This window comes from Trinickia fusca (assembly GCF_003628145.1).
GTDB lineage: Bacteria > Pseudomonadota > Gammaproteobacteria > Burkholderiales > Burkholderiaceae > Trinickia > Trinickia fusca.
In genome coordinates, this window is sequence record NZ_RBZV01000001.1 from 508,299 (window position 1) to 532,535 (window position 24,237).

Annotated in this window: 17 protein-coding genes, 2 tRNA genes and 1 pseudogene; 15 read left to right on the plus strand and 5 right to left on the minus strand. The window is 62.8% G+C overall.

Annotated features, from left to right (window positions below; genetic code table 11):
- From D7S89_RS27625 to D7S89_RS02040, 5 genes and pseudogenes are all read left to right on the plus strand, one after another.
- A pseudogene (locus D7S89_RS27625) lies at positions 1-507 on the plus strand (type VI secretion system tip protein VgrG); the annotation flags it as partial.
- A gap of 32 nt (positions 508-539) precedes the next feature.
- A complete protein-coding gene (locus D7S89_RS02025; protein ID WP_121275112.1) occupies positions 540-3,017 on the plus strand; it encodes a DUF2169 family type VI secretion system accessory protein in 2,478 nt (825 codons plus the stop codon).
- Positions 3,014-4,096, plus strand: coding sequence for a pentapeptide repeat-containing protein (locus D7S89_RS02030; RefSeq protein WP_121275113.1), 1,083 nt, complete (start codon positions 3,014-3,016; stop codon positions 4,094-4,096). The genes D7S89_RS02025 and D7S89_RS02030 overlap by 4 nt, the downstream gene beginning before the upstream one ends.
- 23 nt (positions 4,097-4,119) lie before the next feature.
- Positions 4,120-4,779 (plus strand): DUF3540 domain-containing protein, encoded by a 660-nt coding sequence (locus tag D7S89_RS02035; protein WP_121275115.1) that lies wholly within the window; start codon positions 4,120-4,122, stop codon positions 4,777-4,779.
- A 12-nt stretch (positions 4,780-4,791) separates the two neighbouring features.
- Positions 4,792-5,178, plus strand: coding sequence for a DUF4150 domain-containing protein (locus tag D7S89_RS02040; RefSeq protein ID WP_121275116.1), 387 nt, complete (start codon positions 4,792-4,794; stop codon positions 5,176-5,178).
- A gap of 109 nt (positions 5,179-5,287) precedes the next feature.
- Here the strand turns inward: D7S89_RS02040 and D7S89_RS02045 are convergent, their stop codons facing one another.
- The gene (locus D7S89_RS02045) at positions 5,288-5,698 is read right to left on the minus strand and encodes a VOC family protein (RefSeq protein WP_121276011.1); all 411 of its coding nucleotides are present in this window, start codon (positions 5,696-5,698) and stop codon (positions 5,288-5,290) included.
- A 519-nt stretch (positions 5,699-6,217) separates the two neighbouring features.
- On the opposite strand from D7S89_RS02045, the gene D7S89_RS02050 reads away from it, so the two are divergent.
- The 3 genes from D7S89_RS02050 to D7S89_RS02060 all read left to right on the plus strand — a co-directional run bounded on the left by D7S89_RS02050 (position 6,218) and on the right by D7S89_RS02060 (position 10,061).
- A complete protein-coding gene (locus D7S89_RS02050) occupies positions 6,218-8,053 on the plus strand; it encodes a S10 family serine carboxypeptidase-like protein (RefSeq protein WP_121275118.1) in 1,836 nt (611 codons plus the stop codon).
- A gap of 46 nt (positions 8,054-8,099) precedes the next feature.
- Positions 8,100-8,492 (plus strand): 2-oxoglutarate dehydrogenase, encoded by a 393-nt coding sequence (locus D7S89_RS02055; protein WP_121275120.1) that lies wholly within the window; start codon positions 8,100-8,102, stop codon positions 8,490-8,492.
- A gap of 204 nt (positions 8,493-8,696) precedes the next feature.
- Complete coding sequence (locus D7S89_RS02060; protein WP_425470730.1) at positions 8,697-10,061, plus strand: autotransporter strand-loop-strand O-heptosyltransferase; 1,365 nt, start codon at positions 8,697-8,699, stop codon at positions 10,059-10,061.
- Between the two features lie 38 nt (positions 10,062-10,099).
- On the opposite strand, the gene D7S89_RS02065 is transcribed toward D7S89_RS02060, so the two are convergent.
- The 3 genes from D7S89_RS02065 to D7S89_RS02075 all read right to left on the minus strand — a co-directional run bounded on the left by D7S89_RS02065 (position 10,100) and on the right by D7S89_RS02075 (position 14,991).
- Positions 10,100-14,242 (minus strand): AIDA repeat-containing protein, encoded by a 4,143-nt coding sequence (locus D7S89_RS02065; RefSeq protein ID WP_121275124.1) that lies wholly within the window; start codon positions 14,240-14,242, stop codon positions 10,100-10,102.
- Between the two features lie 441 nt (positions 14,243-14,683).
- Positions 14,684-14,768, minus strand: a tRNA-Leu gene (locus D7S89_RS02070).
- A 138-nt stretch (positions 14,769-14,906) separates the two neighbouring features.
- Positions 14,907-14,991 (minus strand) — tRNA-Leu (locus tag D7S89_RS02075).
- 206 nt (positions 14,992-15,197) lie between these two features.
- Between D7S89_RS02075 and rnr the strand changes: the two genes are divergently transcribed.
- The 6 genes from rnr to D7S89_RS02105 all read left to right on the plus strand — a co-directional run bounded on the left by rnr (position 15,198) and on the right by D7S89_RS02105 (position 21,599).
- On the plus strand, positions 15,198-17,663 hold the full coding sequence (gene rnr, locus D7S89_RS02080; protein WP_183085074.1) for a ribonuclease R: 2,466 nt from the start codon (positions 15,198-15,200) through the stop codon (positions 17,661-17,663).
- 111 nt (positions 17,664-17,774) lie between these two features.
- Positions 17,775-18,518, plus strand: coding sequence for a 23S rRNA (guanosine(2251)-2'-O)-methyltransferase RlmB (rlmB, locus tag D7S89_RS02085; RefSeq protein WP_121275128.1), 744 nt, complete (start codon positions 17,775-17,777; stop codon positions 18,516-18,518).
- A 5-nt stretch (positions 18,519-18,523) separates the two neighbouring features.
- Entirely contained in the window at positions 18,524-18,895 is a 372-nt protein-coding gene (locus tag D7S89_RS02090; RefSeq protein WP_121275130.1) for a nucleotide pyrophosphohydrolase, read from the plus strand.
- 428 nt (positions 18,896-19,323) lie between these two features.
- The gene (locus D7S89_RS02095; protein WP_183085075.1) at positions 19,324-20,343 is read left to right on the plus strand and encodes a phospholipase D-like domain-containing protein; all 1,020 of its coding nucleotides are present in this window, start codon (positions 19,324-19,326) and stop codon (positions 20,341-20,343) included.
- A gap of 198 nt (positions 20,344-20,541) precedes the next feature.
- Positions 20,542-21,234, plus strand: coding sequence for a ribose-5-phosphate isomerase RpiA (rpiA, locus tag D7S89_RS02100; RefSeq protein ID WP_121275136.1), 693 nt, complete (start codon positions 20,542-20,544; stop codon positions 21,232-21,234).
- Between the two features lie 128 nt (positions 21,235-21,362).
- Positions 21,363-21,599: a hypothetical protein gene (locus D7S89_RS02105; protein ID WP_121275138.1), complete on the plus strand. Its 237-nt coding sequence runs from the start codon at positions 21,363-21,365 to the stop codon at positions 21,597-21,599.
- 63 nt (positions 21,600-21,662) lie between these two features.
- On the opposite strand, the gene D7S89_RS02110 is transcribed toward D7S89_RS02105, so the two are convergent.
- Positions 21,663-22,397 carry a Crp/Fnr family transcriptional regulator gene (locus D7S89_RS02110; protein ID WP_121275140.1) on the minus strand — a complete coding sequence of 245 codons (735 nt, stop codon included), beginning with the start codon at positions 22,395-22,397 and terminating at the stop codon, positions 21,663-21,665.
- Between the two features lie 1,100 nt (positions 22,398-23,497).
- On the opposite strand from D7S89_RS02110, the gene D7S89_RS02115 reads away from it, so the two are divergent.
- A complete protein-coding gene (locus tag D7S89_RS02115) occupies positions 23,498-24,214 on the plus strand; it encodes a FadR/GntR family transcriptional regulator (RefSeq protein ID WP_121275141.1) in 717 nt (238 codons plus the stop codon).
- The last annotated feature ends 23 nt before the right edge of the window (positions 24,215-24,237 follow it).

The window sequence follows — 24,237 nt, forward strand, 5'->3', positions numbered from 1 at the left end:
TCGAGCCCCGCTGCGGCGAGTCCTGCTGCGGCAAGTCCTGCTGCGTCGAGCCCCGCCGCATCGGGGCCGCAAAGCGCGAGCGTCTCCCCGGCGCTCGCCGCGAATGTCGCGGCAGCACTGCAGGGTGTTGCGGCCGCGCTGACGAATCCGTCCGCCGCCGCCGCCGTCAGTACCGTGCAAGGCGCCTCTGCGGCCGTGGTATTTGGCGACACCACGGCCGTGATCGTTGGGGACCGCGTCAAGGTCACCAGCGGAGACGCACATTCGGAAGTCAATGGAACGGACTTCTCGTTGAACGCGAACAGCGTTTCGTTGGACGGGACGAGGACGGACCTCGCTGGATTCGTTACCGGTGTGACCGGGGCGAGTGTGGATACGACGGGATTTTCCGTCATCGCGCACGGAGCGAGAGTCGACACGGTGGGCGCGCTTATTGAAGACAACAAGGTAACGGTCTCAAAGAAAGAGCACCACATAGACGTTGTCGGACTCCGAATAACTTTTTGATCGACGCTTGCTTGCGGGCATGAGGGTGCAGGATGAAGACCATCAAACCATTCAGGATCAGTCCGCTGACTCGCCTCTATCGGATGCATGGGCATGAGCACCTTGGCGTTGCCTCGCTGATGGTCGCGACGCTGGGCGAGAATCCGCAGCTACTGACGGACTCCGAGCTCTGGAATCTGGCCGGCGACGAACTGGGCGCGTATACGCTGGACATGGCATTGCCGAAGGCGCATCCGGAGTTTCTCGTTTCCGGATATGCGTACGGAAAATATGCCGACGCGCCGGGCGCAGGGGGATGCGAGGTCGGCGTCCGTATCGCCGGCGTGGAAAAACGGCTGCGGGTATCGGGCGACCGTCAATGGGCCGGTGCGCGTGCCACGGCGCCGCAGCCTTTCGAGCGACTGAAGCTCGACTGGGAATTCGCCTACGGCGGTATGGGTTGCGCGGACAATCCCCGCGGGCGGGGGGCCGAGACGGCGCAGGGTGCCACGCGTCCGCTGCCGAACGTTGAATATGCGAGTAGTCCAATGCGCTTCCCCGACGAGCGCCCCCTGCCTGCAGGCTTCTGCCCGATCGACGCTCAGTGGCCGCAGCGCGCGGGCCTGTGCGGCGAACACGATCGGCAATGGCTGGAAGAGGACTTTCCGGGTTTCCCTCGCACGCTCGACCCGCGCTACTTCAACATCGCGCCGGCCGATCAGCAATGGGTCGCGCTTTCCGAATTCCCGGATGGGGTCGCCTACGAGCTGATGCATCTGCATCCCGAACACGCATTGCTGAGCGGACGCCTGCCCGCGCTGCGCGCGAGAACCTTCATCGTGCGCAAGGGCAGCGAGGCGCCCGAAGAAATTCCGATGCGGCTGACCACCGCCTGGTTCATCCCACACCGCGAACGGGTGGTGATGATCTATCACGGCGTGACGGTCGTCCGGGCGTTCGATGCGAGCGACGTCCAAACGTTGCTGTTCGGTGCGGATTCGAGTGGGCAGCCGAGGCCGGCCGAATGGTATCGCGAGGTGATCGAGCGGCGCACACGACATGAGAAGAAGGCGCTCTATGCGCTGCGAGATCAGGATCTCTTGCCCGAAGGCTGTTTTTCGCCTGATCTTCCCGCCAGGTCCGGGGCCGTTTCGCAAAGTGCGAGGCAACGATTGCTGCAGGACCAATTGAGCGTTTTTCCGAATGCCGCCCTCGTAGCGGCACCCCGTCTCGATCAACTGGTCGAGTTCGTCGAACGCCACGAAGCGGCGGCCGCCGAGCAGCGTGCTGGTCTGGAACAAATGCAGCGGGATCTGGCGGCCCATCGCGAGGCATGTGCAGGAGGGCGGCGTGGCCCGCCTGCCGGTATCGCCGCAGCGGATGATGATGTCGCGCGCGAGAGCACGGCATCGGCCGATCAATTAGATATGCAGAAGATGAAGCGCGATGCGGATGAGGGTCTGCGCAAGCTGTATCTGCAATCGGTGCAACACCAAGACGCGCCTCTACGCCTGGACGAGGCCGCTTCGCGGTCACGCCGCACATTCGTCGCAGCGGCCGTCGCTGCAGGACGATCGCTGGAGGGCATCGATCTGACCGGCGCGGATCTGTCCGCGATGGATCTGCGCGGCGCGCGGTTCGCCGGCGCCATGTTCGAAAACGCCGACCTGAGCGGCACCGATCTGGCGGATACGGATTTGAGCCGTACCGTATTGGCACGTGCGACCCTGAGGCAGACGAAGTTCTGCCATTCGGATTTGACGGGTGCCAACCTCTCGCTGGCCGATTGCGACCACACGGACTTCACCGGTGCCGACCTCAGCGATTGCATCGTTGAGCGTGTGCAGCTACGAAATTGCAGATTGACCGGTGCCACCCTTGCGAATACCCGCTTCGGCGATTGCGGATTCAAGGCGACCGATTTCAGTCGGGCAACGCTGAGCAACTTGATCTTCATCGATCAATCCTTCGAGGAGGTGGACTTCTCGGGGGCGACGATCCGCAAGATGCTGCTGCTGAACTGCTCGCTCGTCGCCGTACGGTTTTCGGCAGCCAATATCGAGGGATTCGGGATCGTCGAGGCGCAGGCCCCCGGGCAGCTTCGTTTCGACCACGCGAATCTGGTGAAGGCATGCTTCGTCCGGCACTGCGACATGGGGCGCGCCGATTTTTCGTCGGCATCGCTGAAGGAAGTCAATTTCCGCGAAACGAATCTTCGAGACGCGGATTTCAGCCGAGCGCGCATCGCCAGTTGCGATTTCACCGATGCCTGCTTGCAGGCTGCCCATTTTCGCGGCGCGAAGGTGGAGGGGAGCTTCTTCGTGCGGGCCGATTTCACTGGAGCCGATCTTCGGGACACCGACCTCTTGGCCGCGTACTTGCGGGGCGCGACACTGAACGGTGCCGACCTGCGCCGAGCCAATCTGTTTCGCGCCAATCTGTCGGAAATTCTGGCCGACGCCGATACCCGATGGGAAGAGGCGTACGTCGACAAGGCGATGCGGTTTCCGCTGGCGCAGGCCCGCCCATGAGCACGTGCGCGGAGCAGATCTCCGAGGCTATCCGTCAGGGCCGAGTCATCAAAGACATCGTGATCGATTCGGAAAACCTGGATGGGCATGACTTCTCCGGCGGTGTGTTCGCGCACGTGCAGTTCATGGATGTCTCCATGCGGCGCGTGCAGCTCGGTGATGTCGTGTTCAACGAATGCCGGTTTCGCGGCGTCGACATGCTGCAGGCGGATTTATCGAAGTGCATCTTCGAAAAGTGCCACCTTGACGATGTTTGCCTCTCGGAAAGCCTTCTGCACGGATGCACGATGAGTTCGACGCATGCCGTTGGTGCGGATTTTTGTGGGGCGCACGCGAACGGCTTCAACTGCGTGAAGTGCGACTTGAGCGCGTGCAGGTTTCATGACGCGCGAATCGAATCCTCGGTCTTTAGCGAAACGCGGCTGGAACGTGCTGATTTCACGCGCGCCATCGTGCACAAGGCGGTCTTCTATCGGCTCGATCTGAAAGAGACGATCTTCCTTGAAGCGACGTTCAACGACGCCGTCTTTGCCGAAGCCAGTCTCGTCGGCCAGCGGTTGCGAGGTCAACAGATGTTCCGCTGTCAGTTTGCCGGCGCGGATCTGCGCAACGTCGACTTCACTGCGGCGAACCTTGCGCGCTGCAATTTCCAGGGGGCAAAGCTGTCGGGGGCACGACTGGACGGAGTCGATGCGCCTTACGCGATTTTCTTCGAGACCGACGCACATGACGTCAACTGCCGTCATGCCGCGTTGCCCGACAGCATCTGGGTTCAGGCCGACATTCGGAATGTCGACTTCACTGGATCGAAGTTGAACGGGGCCGTGCTTCAACGCACGCGATGCAATGGATCGCGTTTTTCGCAGACGAGCCTGGAGGGCGTGGATTTTTCTTACGCGGATTTGACGGAAGCCGAATTTGACGGAGCCAGCTTCGCGCGGACCGCGTTTCATGGTGCCATCGAACCCGACATCGCATGGCGCGAGCATCCCGGCGCAGTAGAGTGCGATCCGGAATTGTCGGAAGCGCAAGCGTGGTCACGGCAAAGGGACGAGAGCAGCCATCGTGACGACCATTAAGGCATCCTAAATAGAGGACGAAAATGAATTCAACGGTAGCGGAATCGCCCACTTTTTCTCCGCTCGCCACGCGAGAGAAGGTGGCCGACGTCGTGGACGTACTGCCCGACGATGTATTCGTCGTCGCATGCGAAGGAGCGAAGCTGCGTTGCCGGCGCGCCTTCAGTTGTCTGGTCGAGCCTCGGATCGGCGACCGTGTCGTTATCTCCAGCGTAGATCGGCGAGCCGTTTATGTGACTTCGATCCTGGAGCGCTCGAACGCGGACGGCGTGTACATTCGGGTGCGTGGCGACCTTGTGCTGGATGCGACGCAAAACGTTTATCTGAAGAGTGGCGACGCTCTGTGCCTGACGAGTCACAAGCAATTGTCGATCGAGACGAAGCAACTCACGATGTCGTCGCTCGACGCGTCGTTGTCGTCCGATAGAACGACGCTGACCAGCACGGAATTACGCGGCCGGCTTGGGAAGGTTCGAGTGATCGGCAAGGTGTTGGAGATGGTGATGGATCACATCGCACAGTCGTGCCGAAGCAGCTTCCGTTCGGTAGAAACGGTCGAACACCTGCGCGCCTCGCATATCGATCACGCAGCGAGCGGAAACATGCGTCTGCACGCGAAGAATACCGTGCTGACGGCCGAGCATCTGTCGAAGATCGATGCCGGGCAAATACACCTCGGTTAGGAGGAAGCGTCGATGTTTGCGAATTCAAGCGCGAGCGGCACCAACTCTGCCTCGAGCGTCAATCTGACCCCTCCGGTGGGGGTGCCTGTTTCCTACCCAAACAGGGCTGAGCGGGCAAGCGCCTTACCGAATGTCCCCAACGTACTGACGGGAGGCGGCCCAACTCATAATGTCGCGACGATTACTCCGTCATCCCGCGGCGACAGTGGCGGGGCGATGGGCGGTGTGGCATCGGGCACGGTGTCGGGAACGAGCCTGAATGCTCAGGGGGTAGAGTCAGTATTGCTTGCCGCTATGCCCGCGACCCGAATGACTGACCAGACGCAGCAAAACAACAGCAATACGATCGGCTCGGGCGTTTCACCTAGTCAGACCATTGTCCTGCTTCTGGCGCCCTGATTCAGACCGTGCAACGTGCGCAGGCACTTTGCTTCCTGGGCTGGAAGTGAACTAGAAGTGAAAAAGGCCAGCTTGCGCTGGCCTTTTCCGAATCCTGGTGCCCAGGCGCTCAGCCCTGGGGCATTTGGGACATGTCCACGAACATGCATTCCCAGATATGCCCGTCGACATCCTCAAAGCTACGGCCATACATGAAGCCAAAATCCTGCTTTGGGTTGACGTCCACCTTGCCGCCGTTGGCACCGGCTGCATCGGTGATCTGGTCCACGGCGTTCCTGTCTTCAGCCGAGAGCGCCAGCATCACTTCGCTCTCACGGTGAGCGTCGACGATCGGCTTCTTCGTGAAGGTCGCCCACTTGGCATGCGTCAGGAGCATGACGAAGATGCTGTCCGAAAGGACCATGCACGAGGCCGTGTCGTCGCTGAACTGCGGATTGAGGGTTGCACCGATCGCGGTGTAGAACGCGGTCGCTTTCTTCAGATCGCTCACAGGCAGATTGACAAAGATTTGCTTCGGCACGAGCACTGCTCCTTGGCGTCAATGGGTTAATTGGTCGATACCATCTTGGGATAACTGACCATGCAGTCTACCATGGCGGATGTAGTTAAATTCGGAAGGAACGACCTTTATATTTTCATCGGCTAATACCTTACTCTTTCCGATGAGTGTGCTATTTGAAGCGCAAATAAACGGCAATTCAAGAATTCCCTACGAGCATGCGTAGTGCGCCGAACCTCACGCCCGCGCCCGGTGGAGCTTAGCCGCACTGCGTCTTGACAAGCCACGCGTTCGCGCATAATTTCCTAACGCCGATCTGTCGGCATATCTACATCGCCCTCCGAAATCCTGTAGTAAAAGCGCTCTACAGACGTTTCGCATCACGCAGTATTAATTCGTCCGGTTTGATAGTCAGGCTCTTGGTCGTAATCGAGAAGAGGGCTGAATGTCGGCCGCCGCCGGGTATTGCGCGCCGAAAAAACGGTGCGTCACGAACGGGGCGGTCATCGAGAAGCGGCAACTCAACCACCAAGGACAAAAATGAAGAAGCGAGATAGGAGTGGTATCCCAGGCCTCGAGCGTCGCCGTGGCGGCGGACTCGGGCTCGGTGCAATCGCGGTGGCCGTGCTGGCGCTCGCCGGCTGCGGTGGCGGCGACGGCGGCTCGTCGACGGCGGCGAGCGCGAACGCCCAGCAAGTTGCGGCCGCGCAATCTCAGGCCGCCAGTCAGCAGCAAGCCTCGGCCGATTCGCCTTATACGGATCCGATCGCCTATTCGATGAATGCGGGCGACAGCCTCGATCCGACGCAGGTGACGGAAAACGCGGCCGTTATGCATCACGATTGGACGTCGGGCAACAAGACGATCCACTACACGACGACCATGGGCCACTTGACGGCGGCCGACCCGGGCGGCAACGCGGAAGCGACGATGTCGTACGTCGCTTATACGGTGCCGAGCAAGGATGGTAAGCCTCGTCCCGTCACGTTCTTCTACAACGGCGGCCCCGGCTCGTCGTCGATTTGGCTGCGTCTGGGCTCGTTTGCGCCGACGCGTGTGGCCACGCCCGATCCGCTGATGACGAATTGGCCGAACTTCCCGCTCGTGAACAACGTGCAGAGCCTCATCGATACGACCGACATGGTCTTCATCGACCCGCCCGGCACGGGGCTCTCGGAAGCGATCGCGCCGAATACGAACCAGAAGTTCTGGGGCAGCGATCCCGACGTGAACGTCATGCGCGACTTCATCCGTCGCTATATCGCGGCGAACAACCGCACCAATTCGCCGCTCTATCTGTACGGCGAATCGTACGGTACGCCGCGTACGAACATGCTCGCGCTCGCGCTCGAATCGTCGGGCGTGCACCTGACGGGGATCATGCTGCAGTCGTCGATCCTGAACTATTTCGCCGATGCGGTCGAAGCCGTCGCGATCCTGAGCGGCAATACGATCGATATGGATGCGCTCAAGCTCGACACCGATACGCTGAGCGGCTATTACCCCGGCTACGCGGCGGTAGCGGCCTACTTCAACCAACTATCCGTGCCTGCGCAGGCCGACCCGGCACTGTTTGCGTTCCAGTCGGAGCTCTTTACCGCGACGCACTATAACGAGTTCCAGAACTACGCGCAGTCGTGGGTGCTGAGCCAGCTCGGCGTGCCGACGTTCCTGGGGCCGCCGGTCTTCCCGACTGCACCGACGCTGGCTTCCTGGACGTGGGCGTCGGGTTTGTCGTTCCAAGCGCTCAACGGCTACTTCAACGTCAACCCGTTCGGCAGCGAGCTACTGCCGGGTACGACGATCGGCCGCTACGACGGACGCGTGTCTTTGCCCAACAGCGATCCGCGTCTGCAAGCCGATGGCGACCCCTCGGACATCCTGATTTCGCAGCCGTTCACGACGGCCCTCGCGACGCAGATGCCGACGTATCTCGGCTACACGGCGCCGAACGCGACGTACCTGCCGTTGAATGGCAACATCATCAACGTCTGGAACTTCTCGCATGCGGGCCAGCCGCTGCCCGACACGATTCCCGATCTGCTGGCGGCGATCGAGATCAATCCGCAGCTGAAGGTGCTGGCGTTGAATGGCTACCACGATCTCGCCACGCCGTTCTTCAACACCGAGAAGCAGCTTGCGCGCCTGCAGACGGTGTCCGGGTTCAATCCGAATCTGCAAGTGACGTTCTATCCGGGCGGCCACATGATCTATCTCGACGACAATGCGCGCCCGAAGATGAAGTCGGATCTGCGTGACTTCTACGCCGGACAGCAGGCACCCGGTGCGCTCGGATTGTGGATGCTGCCGCCGCCGTGGAGCGACGAAAGCCCGGCGGGTACGCCGACGCTGACGGCACAGGCCACGGCGAAGTAACAGGCGATTGCGGTTTTTTTCGGCTACCTTTTATAGCGAGCGGATCATGTCACTAATCGATATGCTGCGACGACTTTCTCCTTGGATCGTATTGAGCGTGCTGGCTGGCGGCGTCCAGGCGGCGACGCTTCAATCGGTCGCGCCAGCCCAACTGCCGAATCGCGCAGGTGGGGTCGACGGCCCGTACTTCCCGCATGCGCGTGTGGCTGCATCGATGCCGACGACCGGCAACGACCTGGCCCAGCAGGCGCAGCAGCGGCTTGAAGCGCGTCTCGGCGCGAACACGGTGCTCAGTAACGGCGCTGCGATCACGAAGACACAAGCCCAAACGAACGGGCTTGGCTATATCGCCAAGCACTTCGACGAAATCGACACGACACACAGCGGACGAGTCACGATGGGCGACGTCAAGCAGTACCTGCAGCGTCAACACCAATAAAGACCGTCTTCTCCGATCACGGAAGCGTGACGGTGCTTGAACCACACCCCAAAAGTCGGACGCCGATCCAACCTTTGGGGTGTTTTTCATGGCGCGGACCTTTTCCGAAGCTTGTTGCCGAGACGCCCACTCAAGCCGGCAGCATGGGGGCCGATATACAGCAACGGACAACTGGCGCATCCCCGATGGAATGTTCCACGCCGAATCGCGGATAATCCATCTCCTACTCCGGCTCAGGCCTCTTCTTTCACACGTCAGGCGATGCTCGCTACTCAGCTCTCTCAACCTGTTTCGCCGGCGGAGCCGGTTTCCAGCCCGCAAGATACGTCAGCCATGTCCCCCGTGCCGCTCGCATCCGGGTCTGGCACTGAGCCGCCAAAGCCTGCTTTCCCACCGCCGGCACCCGTTGCCACGCAGTCGGGTCCGAACGGAATCCGCTTCGACTTCAACGACGGTTGCCGTGTCACGCTGCCGGAAGGCGGCTGGCGCGTGCGGTTGCGCGATGCCGATACCGACAACGTGCTGTTCGAGACGGAGCTGGAGGCAGGCCTCGTACTGAGCACGAAGAAGTACTACGTGCGCTTTTCCATCGAGATTTGGCGTCGCGATGCCGGGCCGGCGGCGCAGCCCGCGTTCATCCATCACTTCTGTGCCGACGACAAGCCGGTCTTGATTCAATTCCCGGTAGGCACGATCGGCGACATCGTCGGTTGGCTTCCCTATGCCGTGAAGTTCCAGCGCAAGCATGGCTGCCGCCTTACATGCGCGATGTCGGAGAAGCTCATTGCGCTATTTGCCGCGGCCTATCCGCAGATCGAATTCATCACGCCTGAGCAGGTGCGCCCCGAGCGCTACTACGCGACCTACAACTTGGGTCTGTTCTTCGACGATGCCGAGTGTGTGTGGCAACCCTGCGATTTTCGGCTTGTCGGGCTGCACCGGACGGTGGGGTACATCCTCGGCGTCGATCCCGCGGAGGAGCCCCCGCGCCTCGCGCTTGCCGACGAGAGTCGGCCGCTCGAGGAGCCCTACGTCGTGATCGCCGTGCAAAGTTCTACGCAGGCGAAGTACTGGAACCACCCGACCGGCTGGCGCGAGATCGTCGCCTTTCTCAAGGAGCACGGCTACCGCGTGGTATGCATCGACCAGAAGCCGACGCACGGGGTCGGTTTCGTCTGGAATCACATTCCCTACGGCGCCGAGGATCAGACGGGCGACCGGCCGCTGCAGGAACGCGCGCGGTGGCTGCGTCACGCGAGCTTCTTCATCGGCCTGTCGAGCGGTCTTTCGTGGCTAGCCTGGGCCGCAGGCACGCCCACGGTGCTCATCAGCGGCTTCACTCATGAGACCAACGAGTTTTCGACACCGTTTCGCGTCATCAACTATCACGCCTGCAACAGTTGCTGGAACGACGTCCGACTGCGCTTCGACCATCAGGACTTCTTTTGGTGTCCGCGCCATAAGGACACGCCTCGACAGTTCGAATGCACGAGGCTCATTACGCCCGAGCAAGTGAAGGCGGCGGTGAGGCGCCTTCCCGGCTTCGGGCAGTTGCAGCAACAGCGATAGTGCAGGCGTTCGTGCGATGGTCTTGCCGTCGGTGCTCGTTAGAACCGGTAGTACACCTGCATATGGAGCATCGAGCCCGTACGGAATTGCGTTGCGGCGTCGGCCGAAACGGACCATGACGGGCTGATCTGTGCGAGCACGCCTGTACTGAGCGACACGATCTCGCGCGCGAGCGGTGCGCCGGGCGCAGAGAATGCGGTGCCGTCTTGGGCGAAGACCGTCAGCGTACGCGTGCGATTCGCCAATTCGAGCGCGTAGTCCAGGTCCAGATGCACGTTCACAGGCTTGTCCGCCGTACCGAACGCGTGCATGAGCGTGAGCCCGAAGTAGGGCTGCGCGCTGTGCACCGTATCGGCACCGACCGCAAGATTCTGTCCGCCGCCGCCTGACTCGGTGAATCCCTGTCCGTGCAGCCAGGCCCAATGCAGACCTGCGCGCGGCTCCAAGACCGTATTGCGCCAGAGCTCGAGCGGCAGACCGGCCTGCGCCGTGCCGCTCAGCTCTTGCAGCCAATGGCTGCCTTCGGGCGTGCTGTTCGAGCCGGCGCCGAACGGCCGCTTTTCGTTTGCCCAGTCGAAGCCGTAGTCGAACACGGCCGATGCCTCGATAGGACCGAGCATGCGGCTGCCATAGGCGGCGAGGCGTATGGCGTCGAGTCTGCCGTTGTCCGGCGTCGTGCTTTCACCGATCTCGTCGTGCTCGTAGCCGATCGCGCCACCGACGAGCGCACGGTCGCTGCGATGATCGAAGCCGGCGGTGAAGCCTGAGCGATGCGCGCCGAACGACGAAGCCGCGCCGTTGCCGTCCGCGCGCGCGTAACCTTCCGTGAGCGTTGCCCAGGTCCCGTCGTGCGCGCCAGCGCGGGCCGTCGCAGGCGCGGCGGCGCGGCGCTGGAGCAGGGCGGTATCGAACGCCCGCGTGCCCAGCGCTGCGGTCGAGCCGAGCGCGGTGTAGATGCTGGTATTGATTGGCGCGATCGTCGTCGTGATGGTCGAGGTCGCGCTTTGCGCGAGCAGCAGATCAACTTCAGTGGCGCCATAGCTGAGCGACTGAGTCAGCCCATTCAGATTGGCACCTGTCGAGGTCGTGGCCGATAGCGAGCTGAATTGGCCGCTGATCGCGTTCGCGGTGAGGATCGCGTAGCTGCGCGCCGAATAGCTGCCGGGGTCGTAGAGCACTTGCATCGTGCCGCCGAGCCTGGCCGTGCCGTTCACCTTCAGTTGCGAGCCCGACGTGGGGCTGACTTCGATGACGAGCGCGGCGCCCGCGTTCTGAGCATAGTTGCCGCTGATGGTCAGCGTACCGATGGTGCCGCCTGGCATCACGGTTCCGTCGTTGACGACGTCGCCGCCGATCGAGCCGTGTCCGCGTAGCGTGCCCGCTGCGGCAACGGCGACGTTGCCGCCAAGCGAGGCGCTGTCATCGCCCAACTCGCCGACGATCAGCTTGCCCGACGTCACCGTCGTCGTCCCGGCGAACGCGTGGTTGTCGCCTGCGAGGACTGTCGTGCCGGCACCTTGTTGCAGCACCGTGCCGCTGCCCGTGAGCGTGCCGACGAAGGTCGAGGTGACGGTCTGAGCGAAGACGAGCCTGCCGTTGTTGACGACCGTACCGCCTTGACGCACTGCGGTGTCCTGCATGATGCCGCCGCTCGAGACCATTTGGGTTCCGCCGCTCGACACGACCGTGCCAACGGCGGTGCCGCCCGATGCGACATTCTGCGTACCACCGCTCGAGACGACGGTGCCTGAAACGAGGCCGCCGTTGTTCACAGTCTGCACGCCGCCCGAATTGACCGTGGTTCCGATCGTCAGACCGCCGCTGCTCACGAACTGGTTGGCGCCGTAGCTGAGCGTCGTGGCGTTTGCGATGCCGCCTGAGGAGACATATTGGGTGCCGCCGCTGCCGACCGTTGTGCCGGAGGTGACGCCGCCCGCATAGACCGATTGCACGCCGGCACCGAGGAGGGTCGCGCCGATGGCGGAGCCGCCCGAGGAGACGTTTTGTACACCGCCGTTGCTAATGGTGGTGCCTGAAGCGAGCCCACCAGAGAAGAGGGATTGGGTGCCGCCGCTGCTGACCGTTGTGCCGGAGGTGACGCCGCCTGCATAGACCGATTGCACGCCGGCACCGAGGACGGTCGCGCCGATGGCGGAGCCGCCCGAGGAGACGCTTTGTGCGCCGCCGTTGCTAATGGTGGTGCCGGCGTCGAGGCCGCCGGAGAAGATGGATTGGGTGCCGCCGCTGCTGACCGTTGTGCTCGAGGCAACGCCTCCTGCATAGACCGATTGCGCACCGGTGCCGAGGATCGTCGTGCTGATGGCCGAACCGCCTGAAGAGACGCTTTGTACGCCGCCACTGCTAACGGTGGTGCCGGAGGCTACGCCACCCGCATAGATTGATTGCGTGCCGGTGCCGAGGATCGTCGTGCTGATGGCCGAACCGCCCGAGGACACGCTTTGCACACCGCCGTTGCCAACGGCGGTGCCGGAGGCGAGGCCACCGGAGAGGATGGATTGAATGCCGCCGTTGCCGAAGAGGGTGCCGGAGGCGAGGCCGCCGGAGAAGATGGATTGAGTGCCGCCGCTGCTGACCGTTGTGCCGGAGGCTACGCCACCTGCATAGACCGATTGCGTGCCGGTGCCGAGGACAGCCGTGCCGATGGCTGAACCACCCGAGGAGACGCTTTGTACGCCGCCGTTGCTAATGGTGGTGCCGGAGGCAACGCCGCCGGAGAAGATGGATTGGGCGCCGCCGCTGCTGACCGTTGTGCTCGAGGCAACGCCTCCTGTGTAGACCGATTGCATGCCGGTGCCGAGGACAGTCGTGCTGATGGCTGAACCACCCGAGGAGACGCTTTGTACGCCGCCGTTGCTAATGGTGGTGCCAGAGGCAACGCCTCCCGTATAGACCGATTGTGTGCCGGCGCCGAGGACAGTCGTGCCGATGGCCGAACCACCCGAGGACACGCTTTGTACACCGCCGTTGCTAATGGTGGTGCCGGAGGCGACGCCGCCTGCATAGACCGATTGCGTGCCGGTGCCGAGGATGGTCGCGCTGATGGCCGAGCCGCCCGAGGAGACGCTTTGCACGCCGCCGCTACTAACGGTGGTGCCGGAGTCGAGGCCACCGGAGAAGACGGATTGAGTGCCGCCGCTGCTCACCGTTGTGCCGGAAGCGACGCCGCCTGCATAGACCGATTGCGCGCCGGCACCGAGGACGGTCGTGCTGACGGCCGAGCCACCCGAGGAGACGCTTTGCATGCCGCCGCTGCTAACGGTGGTGCCAGAAGCGCGGCCACCGGAGGAGACGTATTGGGCGCCGCCATTGCTCACGGTGGTACCGGAAGCGAGGCCGCCGGATGAGATGGTCTGTGCGCCGCCGCTGGAGACGATCGTGCTCGTTGCGGTGCCGCCAGCGACCATCTGCGTGGTCCCTCTGGTGAGGGTCGTGCTGACAGCCGAGCCCGCCACTATGTTCTGCACGGCGGTGGAGCCGCTGAGGACGGTATTCACCGCCGTGCCCCCGGAGATGACCTGAACGCCCCCGTTGATCGTGGTCTGGGTCGCCGACCCGCCGCTGTTGACATACTGCGCGGCAGCGAAGCCGCTTATGACACTGCTCGTGACCGATCCGCCGCTGATTGCCTGGTAGCCGCCGTTGTTGATTGTGACGCTGGTGAGCGTGCCGCCGAATATGAATCCAAAGCCGGCGCTGTTGATCGTCGTGCTGGTGACCGTGCCGCTGACTATCCGTTGAGCGCCGCCGTTATTGACCGTCGTGACGGTAGCCGATCCGGCGTCGATTTCCTGAGTGCCGCCATAGTTGATCGTGGTGCTGGTGGCTGTACCGCCCGCAACGAATTGGCCGCCTCCGGTGCCCGGCCCGGCACTGTTGACTATGGTGCTGATTGCTGTGCCGCCCGAATTGACTGTTTGCTTCCCGCCGTTGAGTGTCGTGGAAGTGGCCGTGCCGGTCGCATTGACCGCTTGCGTTTGCCCGCTGTTGACGGTCAAGCTCGCGCACGAGGACGGGCAGGTGGACTGGGCGAAGACGGGCCGAATGAGCTCGCCGCGGGCGGCAAGCGCAGCGAGCAGCACGGACAACAGCTTCGACCAGGACCTGTAGTTCCGGCCGAACCGATGGATGCCGTACTTGCGGCGACTGGAGAGCGGTTTCACGAGCGCGCCTCTCCCCGATGACGAGCGATCCCATCGTTGCGCGCTAGCGTGCGCCGTGTTCTCCCTTCGGACCAGAATGCGGCCATAGGTGCGAAGCTTGACGATCGATGTGACCGCATCCGATACCCCGTATGTCTATGCTGCTCGATGATCGAGAGAGGCCAGCGCTTCCGGGGTGGGGCGGAATTTTTGACGCCGTGCCGACTCCCTGGGCGATAACCCGGTTAGACGGTATTACGGACGCGATGAACGAAAATGGAGTAAGGGGAATCCCTTAATTGCGTAAGGATTGCCCCGTGTGTCGATTTGCCGTGTCCATGACGGACGGGCGAGGGCGCAAAAATGCGAGCGACAGGCAGGCTTTTAAAGTGAGCCGGCACCTTGCTTCTTCCCGAGCCGGAAATGAAAAAAGGTCAGCTTGCGCTGACCTTTTCCGAATCTTGGTGCCCAGGAGAGGACTCGAACCTCCACGGAGTTACCCGCTAGTACCTGAAACTAGTGCGTCTACCAATTCCGCCACCTGGGCTCTTTCGAGCTAGACCGCTATTCTAGCGAGTCGGCTCAATATGTCAATCCTACTTGAAACATCGCGCCGACAACCAACTCGCTTGCCGTCACGCTCACCCGATAACGAAAAAGGCCGGCTCATGCCGGCCTTCGAATCTGGTGCCCAGGAGAGGACTCGAACCTCCACGGAGTTACCCGCTAGTACCTGAAACTAGTGCGTCTACCAATTCCGCCACCTGGGCAGGTGTGCGTGCAGCAAAGAATGAGATTATAGCTGTCTGAAAATTGCTGTCAAGCATTTCGATGCGCCGGCGATCGAAGCGCCACACGGCATGTCTCGAAGGCCGCACGGCCTTGCCGCACGCGCTCGTGCGGCAAAAAGCGGGTGATAGAATGGCGCGCATCGCCGTGTCCCGAAGCATTGAGAACAATCATCGACAAGCGCCCTTTGAGCAAATACCCGTACCCTATCCCCAGCCGCGAAGAGATTCTTGGCGTGCTGCGCACGAGTGAAGCGCCGTTGACGGCGAACGACATTGCCGAGACCTTGTCGATCAAGCGCCAGGAGCGCGAAGGTTTCTTCAAGCGCCTCGGTGCCATGGAGCGCGACGGCCAGCTCCGGCTCGATAAACGCGGCTACTATCAGCTGACTCACCCGTCCAACTTCGTCGCAGGCCGTGTGCAAGGCCATCGCGATGGCTACGGCTTCATCATTCGCGACGACGGGCAAGACGACCTCTTCCTGCCGAACGCCGAAATGCAGAAGGTCATGCACAACGATCGGGTGCTGGCCCGCATCGTCGGCTATGACCGCCGCGGACGTCCCGAAGGGCACATCGTCGAGGTCACGGAGCGCGCGAACAAGCGCGTGATCGGCCGGCTGCTTAATGAAAACGGCGCGCTCATCGTCGCGCCCGAGGACAAGCGCATCGCCCACGACATCCTCGTCACGCAGAACGTGAAGAAGGCCAGGGCCGAGCAGGTCGTCGTCGTCGAGCTGACCGATTTTCCGAGCCGCCACTCGCAGCCGCTCGGGCGCGTGGTCGAGGTGCTCGGCGACATCGACGATCCCGGCATGGAGATCGAAATCGCCGTGCGTAAGTACGGCGTGCCGCACGAGTTCAGCGATGCGGCGCTCGGCGATGCAGCCAAGCTGCCCGACGAAGTGCGTGCAGCCGACCTTCGCCAGCGCGTGGACCTGCGCGACGTGCCGCTCGTCACGATCGACGGCGAGGACGCGCGCGACTTCGACGACGCCGTCTACTGCGAGCCGATGAAGATCGGGCGTAGCGAAGGCTTCCGCCTGCTCGTCGCGATCGCCGACGTTTCGCACTACGTCAAACCCGGGACGGGGCTCGACGCCGATGCGATCGAGCGCAGCACGTCGGTCTACTTCCCGCGCCGCGTGATCCCGATGCTGCCCGAGAAGCTGTCGAACGGGCTGTGCTCGCTCAATCCCGAGGTCGACCGTTGCGTGCTCGTGTGCGACATGGTCATCACGGCGCGCGGCGAGATCAAGGCCTATCAGTTCTATCCGGGCGTCATGCATTCGGCCGCGCGGCTCACCTATACCGAAGTGGCCGCGGTGCTCGCCAACACGAAGGGCCCCGAGGCTGCGCGCCGCGCCGCGTTGCTGCCGCAGTTGCAGAACCTCTACGGCGTGTACAAGGCGCTGTTCGCCGCCCGGCAAACGCGCGGTGCCATCGATTTCGACACGACCGAGACGTATATCGTCTGCAACGCACAGGGCAAGATCGAGCAGATCCTGCCGCGCCAACGCAACGACGCCCACAAGCTCATCGAAGAATGCATGCTGGCCGCGAACGTCTGCGCGGCCGACTTCATGAAGCGCAACAAGCATCCGGGCCTGTACCGCGTGCACGCGGGGCCTACGGCCGAGCGGCTCGAGAACCTGCGCACGTTCCTGCGCGGCATGGGCCTGTCGCTGGGCGGCGGCGACACGCCGCACGCGAGCGACTACGCCGAGATCATGACGCAGATCCGCGACCGGCCCGACGCGCAGATGCTGCAGACGATGCTGCTGCGCTCGATGCAGCAGGCCGTCTACAGTCCCGACAACATCGGCCACTTCGGGCTCGCCTACGAGGCATACGCGCATTTCACGAGCCCGATCCGCCGCTATCCCGACCTGCTCACGCATCGCGCGATCTACGCGATCCTCTCGGGCCAGAAGTACCGTCCGGAGCCGGCGAACGGCGTGGTGCTCAATACGGCATTGTCGCCGCGCGCGCGCGCGTTGCAGCAAGCCGACGAGCAGAAGAACCCGCGAGTGGGCGGGCGAGCCAACACGGCGATCTGGGAAGAGTTGGGCCTGCATTGCTCGTCCAACGAACGACGTGCCGACGAAGCCTCGCGCGACGTCGAGACGTGGCTCAAGTGCTATTTCATGCGCGACAAGCTCGGTGAGGAGTACGGAGGGATGGTCAGCGGCGTGACGTCGTTCGGCATCTTCGTGCAGCTCGATTCGCTGTTCGTCGAGGGGCTCGTGCACGTGACGGAGCTGGGCGCCGACTACTTCCAGTACGACGAGATCAAGAACGAGCTGCGCGGCGAGCGCACGGGTATCCGCTATCGGTTGTCCGATCGTGTGCGCGTTCAGGTGAGCCGTGTCGATCTCGATGCACGCAAAATCGACTTCCGGCTCGTGCGCGACACGCTCGCCAAAGCGCCAGGTCAGGCGCGTGCGGCGCAGGCCGAGCGTTCGGTGGCCGAACCCGGTGGCGGGCCGCGTGTGCGTTCGCTGGCTTCGCCCGAAGGCGGGCGGCACAAGAAGGCGGCGCCCAGCCAATCGCCGGCCGTCAAGGCGGCGCGTGCGGCGCGCGGTCAGGCTGCCAAAAAGCGCACGGCATCGAAGCCGGCCGCCAAAAAAGGGCGCGCCCGCAAGAAAAGTTGACGACGGCGTGCGGTCCGCTCGCGCGCGCCGCACGTCCGCTTCGCCCCTCACGCGAAAGGCCGCGCACGGTGCGCGCCCCCCCGCATCATCCATTGATGTTTCGAATCAGCTATGTCACGTCTTAAGGTTCTCTACGGGTTTCATGCAGTCACCGCACGCTTGCGGCACGACGCGTCGACGGTCGAGGAGGTGTTCTACGACGCGACGCGACGCGATCGCCGCATGCAGGATTTCCTGCAAACGGCGAAGGAGGCCGGCGTGCGTCTGATCGCCGCCGACGAGACGCGGCTGTGGGGCCTCGCGCATACGGAGCGTCACCAGGGCGTGGTCGCGCGCGCGGCCGATCTGCCGCTGGCGCAGAACCTGGCGGAATTGCTCGACGGCATCAACGGCCCGGCGCTGCTGCTCGTGCTCGACGGCGTGACCGATCCGCACAATCTCGGCGCATGCTTGCGCGTGGCGGATGGAGCCGGCGCGCACGCCGTCATCGCGCCGCGCGATCGGGCCGTCGGACTCAATGCGACGGCCGCCAAGGTCGCGAGCGGTGCCGCGGATACGGTGCCGTACATCACGGTCACGAACCTGGCCCGCGCGCTGCGCGAGCTCAAGGACGCGGGCGTATGGATCGTCGGCACGGCAGGCGATGCGCCGGCGGGCCTCTACGACACGAAGCTCGATGGCCCCGTGGCGCTCGTGATGGGGGCCGAAGGCGAGGGCATGCGCCGGCTCACGCGCGACACCTGCGACGAGGTCATGCACATCCCGATGGCGGGGACCGTCGAGAGCCTGAACGTGTCGGTGGCGAGCGGCGTGTGCCTGTTCGAGGCTGTGCGGCAGCGCGCCGTCAAACGGTAAGCGACATGGAGCCGACCGACGCCAAGCGCGATCTGCTCGAGCTGCGCGAGATCGTGCGCACATTCGTGCGCGAGCGCGAGTGGGAGCAGTTCCATACGCCCAAGAACCTGGCCATTGCGTTGAGCGTCGAGGCGAGCGAACTGCTCGAGCCGTTTCAATGGCTTGCCACGGGTGAGCGGCACGAGCTCGGGCAGGCCAAGCTCGAGGCGGTCCGGCACGAGATGGCCGATGTGCTGACCTACCTCATCAGCCTTGCCGACAAGCTCGACGTCGACCTGCGTGAAGCCGTCATCGACAAGATGGCGATCAATCGCGCCAAGTATCCGGTCGAGAAGGTCAAGGGCGACTCGCGTAAATATACGGACTACGAAACGTAACGCACGTGCGAGGAGGGGGCGCGCGACCCGCGTCGATCGCGTCCCCATCGGCGACTGCCATCTTGCGCACGAGTCATGGACAGAATGGCTCGTCTTCGATAATCGAGCGATATATAAAATTATTAAAAATTCAATCGCGCGAAGTCGATCGCTCATTCGGCTCGATTTCGATTGCCACGTAAAAAACATTCTTGAATAATCCGCAGGTTTTTCTAAGGTGTGCAAGATAAGCGTGCCGTGAGAAGCCCGCTGCAAGCGACCTGCAAGCCTTTCATGATCGTCGTGACCGTGTAAGGGTTTTGTGTGGCATGGGTTTTCGTTTATAAGAAAGCCGTGTCTGTTTTGTGGCGAAAATGAAAATGTGTGATTGCAGGCGAAAAATACAGAAAGTACCTGCCGGGGAATACTTTTATTTCTGGAGGTCGTTCATGAATCGAGTCCCTGCAATTGCCGTGCTACTTGCCGCAACCTGGTTTGCCGCTGCCACCGATGTCGACGCTGCTACGACATCGGCTGCTGGCCCGCTAACGCTCGTCACCGAGCCTGATCAAGGCCTTACGCCCATCTACAACTTCATGCGCACGGCGACGAAGACGCTCGACATGACGATGTACGAACTCGTCGACACGACGGCCGAACAGATCCTGACGCAGCTCGCGGCCAACGGCGTGGCGGTGCGCGTGATCCTCGACCAGAACCTCGAGTCGAGCAACAACCAGACCGCTTACAACTATTTGTCGCAAAACGGCGTGAACGTCGTATGGGCCAACCCGACCTATTCGGCCACGCACCAGAAGTCGATCGTCGTCGACGGCCAGTCGGTCGCGATCATGTCGCTGAACCTCACGAGCCGCTACTACTCGACCTCGCGTGACTTCGCGGTCATCGAGCAGGACGCGAACGACGTGGCCGCGATCGAGAAGACGTTCAATGCCGATTTCAACGCGAGCGCGATCAGCCCGCCGGCCGGGGACGATCTCGTCTGGAGTCCGACGCAGTCGACGACCGATCTCGTCGGCCTGATCAATTCGGCGACGAGCACGCTGCAGGTCGAGAACGAAGAGATGAGCAACTCGAAGATCGTGACGGCGCTCGTGAACGCGGCGAAGCGCGGCGTGCAGGTGCAGGTGGCGATGACCTACAGCAGCAAGTGGGTCACCAACTACAACACGCTCAGCGCGGCTGGCGTGCAGATCAGCACCTACGATCCGAGCGCGTCTCTGTACATTCACGCGAAGGTGATCCTCGCCGACTACGGCACCTCGAGTGCGAGCGCGTTCGTCGGCTCGGAGAACTTTTCGGTCGCTTCGCTCACCCGCAATCGCGAGCTCGGCTTGATCACGCAGGATGCGGCGACGCTGTCTTCGCTCAATGCCACGCTCAGCTCCGATTTTGGCGGTGGCACCCAGTACGGCAGCGGCGCGCTCTCGCTGAAATCGCCGTTCTGATCGGCGTCGCGTAAAGGAGGGGCGAGCCGCGGCGCGCGCAGCGACGCGGCTCGGGCGAAAGGCGTTCCAAACTCCGGTAAAGGCGTTCCAAACTCCGGTAAAGGCGTTCCAAACTCCGGTAAAGGCGTTCCAAACTCCGGTAAAGGCCGCCCCAACTCCGGTAAACTGACGCCTTTCGCCAGCTCTGTCCTTACTCCCATGACCCAAGACGAACTCAAGCGGCTGGTCGGCCAGGCGGCCGCCGACTATGTCATCAACAACGTACCCGAGGGCGCCATTATCGGCGTCGGCACGGGCTCGACGGCCAACTGTTTCATCGATGCACTGGCCACGCAGAAGCAGCGCTTTCGCGGTGCGGTATCGAGCTCGGTCGCCACGACGGCCCGCCTCGAGCAGCATGGCATCGAGGTGTTCGACCTCAACGACGTCGAATCGCTGCCCGTGTACGTCGATGGCGCCGACGAGATCGACGCGAGCGGCGCGATGATCAAGGGCGGCGGCGGTGCGCTCACGCGCGAGAAGATCGTCGCATCGGTATCCGAAGTATTCGTTTGCATCGCTGACGCATCGAAGCGCGTCGACGTGCTCGGCCAATTCCCGCTGCCGATCGAGATCGTGCCGATGGCGCGTACGGCGATCGGCCGCCGCGTGACGGCGCTCGGTGGCGTACCGGTGTTGCGCGTACGCCAGGATGGCTCGCCTTACATTACGGACAACGGTAACGAGATCATCGATGTGAAAGGCTTGCGCATCGCCGATCCGCGCGCGCTGGAGGCGACGGTCAACGCGTGGCCCGGTGTCGTGACGGTAGGCCTGTTTGCCGGCCGCGGTGCCGATTTGTGCCTGCTGGGCTCGGATCAAGGCGTCGAAACCCTCGACTACCGCACATAAGCCTGAAGCTGGATGTCGTCGGCTGCTCCTAGGGTCTGCCAGGAGCAGCCAAACGCATGGGCATCGATTACATTAGCGGTTGTCCGACGTACCGACGTACCAGAATCAGATTCAAGGATTGACCGATCATGCAACGCGAACTGCGGCACGCCCTCGACACGGCGTATGCGCGGCTAAGGGACGCCGACGCCTCTCCCACCACGTTCGCAGGCAACTATGCGCTCGGTCTCGGCATCGTCGTCGGCGGCCAGGCGTGCGGCGGAATGACCGAACAGGAGGCCGCCGAAGAGCGTGCGCATCTCGTGATGCTGGCCACCCTTTACGAAGCGCGCGAACGTGTGCGCAGCGATTTCAACGCGTATTAGTCGTTCTCTCAGGTCCTACGGCCCACGCGCAGCGTTCGGTGTGCGCGCATGGCATGCCAATTTTCAGCTCACGGTGTTCGTCTGGTGCAAGCTTGGCAGCAGGCGATCGAACTCCCGCTTCACCAGCCCATAGCATTCGCACGCGCGCGACTCGAGCCCCTGGCGGTCGAGCACCTTGATGTGGCCGCGGCTGTGGTGGATCAGGCCTTGGTCATGCAGTTTGCCGGCCGCTTCCGTGATGCCTTCGCGGCGTACGCCCAGCATGTCCGCGATCAGCTGTTGGGTGACGGCCAACTCATTCGTCGCAGCGCGATCGATCTCGATCAGCAGCCACCGGCAAAGCTGCTTGCTCAGCGAATGATGGCGATTGCACGCGGCAGTCTGCGCGACCTGCGTCAGCAGCGCCTGCATGTAGAGCAGCATCAGGCGGCGCAACAGATCCGAACGTGCGATTTCGTGCTTCAACTGCTGAGCGCTCATGCGATAGGCGAAGCCCGAGCATTGCACTTGCACGCGGCTCGGCATCGTTTCGCCGCCTGTCAGCACCTGGACCCCCGTCATGCCTTCACGGCCCACGGCCGCGAGCTCGACCGAACCACCGTCCTCCATCATCGACAGGATCGAGATGATCGCTGTGGTCGGGAAATAGACGTGGTGGATCTTGTGGCCACAATCGCACAGCAATTGCTCGGTACGCAGATGGACCAATTCAAGGTGCGGCGTCAGCGCCTGCCACTCATGCGACGGCAACGCGCCGAGGAGGTGGTTGCCGTGAAGGTCGGATTGTAGGGTTAGCATGATCGGTCCTCGGTAAAAGCCGCGTCATGGGCGAAACGTCGCATGGGCTTTCGCGGCTTCATGTTTCTGGGCCGGATACGTCGCGCAAGACGTCAAGGACATCGAACCTTTTGGGGCTGCGCGCGTTCCGGCGTCGTTTTGGCCTCTCCCTGGCCGCGTTGCCGTCTGTGCGGCAGCGCTCAGTTGCGCGTCGAGTTCAGCGAGGATCGTGCCAAGCCGCTCAAACACTGCTCCGGGCGTGTTGCAACGCACGCAGCGACGGGCTTGGGCTGGCGGGCGATTCGTTTTTGTTTCAAATCTGCACATTGAGCCGCACGTCCCGCCAGTTGCCCCATCAGAGCCCGTTGTGCTCGCCAAACCCTTGTCAGCATTGGCTCCCAGGCATCGAGCGACGTCTTTGCACGCGTCGCCGGCCCGTGTGATGGACCGCACGCGAGCGCTGGGAGCCCGCTCAAATTGATTCAGTTGTGTTGCATCGGCTGATCTGATGCGCCGCGTCGCGTCTGGTCTGAACAATGGCGGAGGCTTGTCGCAGGCGGCACCCAGCGCATCGCGCCGCGCCGACGCTCGGGCGACCGTGCTTTACAAAGTCGGACGCGTCGAGGCAACGCTTGTTGGTGTGGCCCGCCGTTGTAAAAACGCGCGCGCGTCGCGAATGACTCAAGGTTGAGACATCGCTTAGGCACTGCCTCCGTTGTGCGGTAGCCAACGGGGTTTCCCCTATGGACGATACGCAACCTTCGCATGAGTGCGATGGCGAACGGAACAGGACTTGTCTGACGCGTACCGTGCAACCGTGACGATTCGTATTACTTTGGCGTGCGATTGAAACCGCGAGATCGAGGTGGCAAGCGCCGCGACGCGTGATTTTAATTGTGAAGGTGTACGAAGTAAGTCACTGCGCAACAAGAGCGGCACGGTGGCATTGATCCGGGCCCGGTCGTAGACGATTTCGTCAGAGGGATAACCCTGTTCAGGCGTTTCCCGATGGCGTGTCGATATAGATCGAAGCACCGTATCGCGTACCCGAGAAAGCGAGGCAAAAGGTGCATAGAGAAACAGGCGAAGGACACGCGTCGGAGGACGCATCGGGGGTTGTCATGGAGCAGGGCAAGGATCGTTCGCTGGTCAGCAAAGTCATGGATGGGCTGGTGGCCGGCATCGTCGAAGAAAAATACGGGGCGATTCTTCCGCCGCAGGATGTGCTGTCGAAGGAGTTCGACGTCAGTCGCACCGTGATGCGTGAAGCGTTGTCGATGCTACTCGCGCGTCACATGCTCGATGTGCGCCCCAAGGTGGGCACGCGCATCCGGCCCATGCGCGACTGGCGCATGATCGATGAGGACGTCGTGAACTGGCGGTTTCGCGCGAAACCCGACCCGCAGTTCATGCGCGACGTCATCGAGTTCCGCATGCTGATCGAGCCGCGCGCCGCGGCGCAGGCAGCTGCGCGAGCGAGCGTGGCCGAAGTGGCCGGCATCCGCGAGGCGTACGACGTGTTCAAGACGTTGGCGCCCGAAGACCCCGGCTATGCCCCGGCCGACGAACTGTTGCACACGCGCATCGTTCACGCGAGCGGCAATCAGTTCTTCCAGCAGATGGCGGCCATCATCCGCGGCGCACTCGCGGCCACGCTTCCGATGCTGAGCCGGAAGCCGGGGGGCTGGGAGATCGCGGTCCGCACGCATGAGCGGCTCGTCGAGTCCATCGAGCGGCGCGATCCTAAGGAGGCCGAAGCGGCTGCAGTGGCCGTCATCGATTTCGCGGCCGAAGAGATCAGCCGCGAGTTCTCCGTCGAGATGCCGAGCCGGCGTTAGGGCAGGTCGGTTGGCAGGGTACT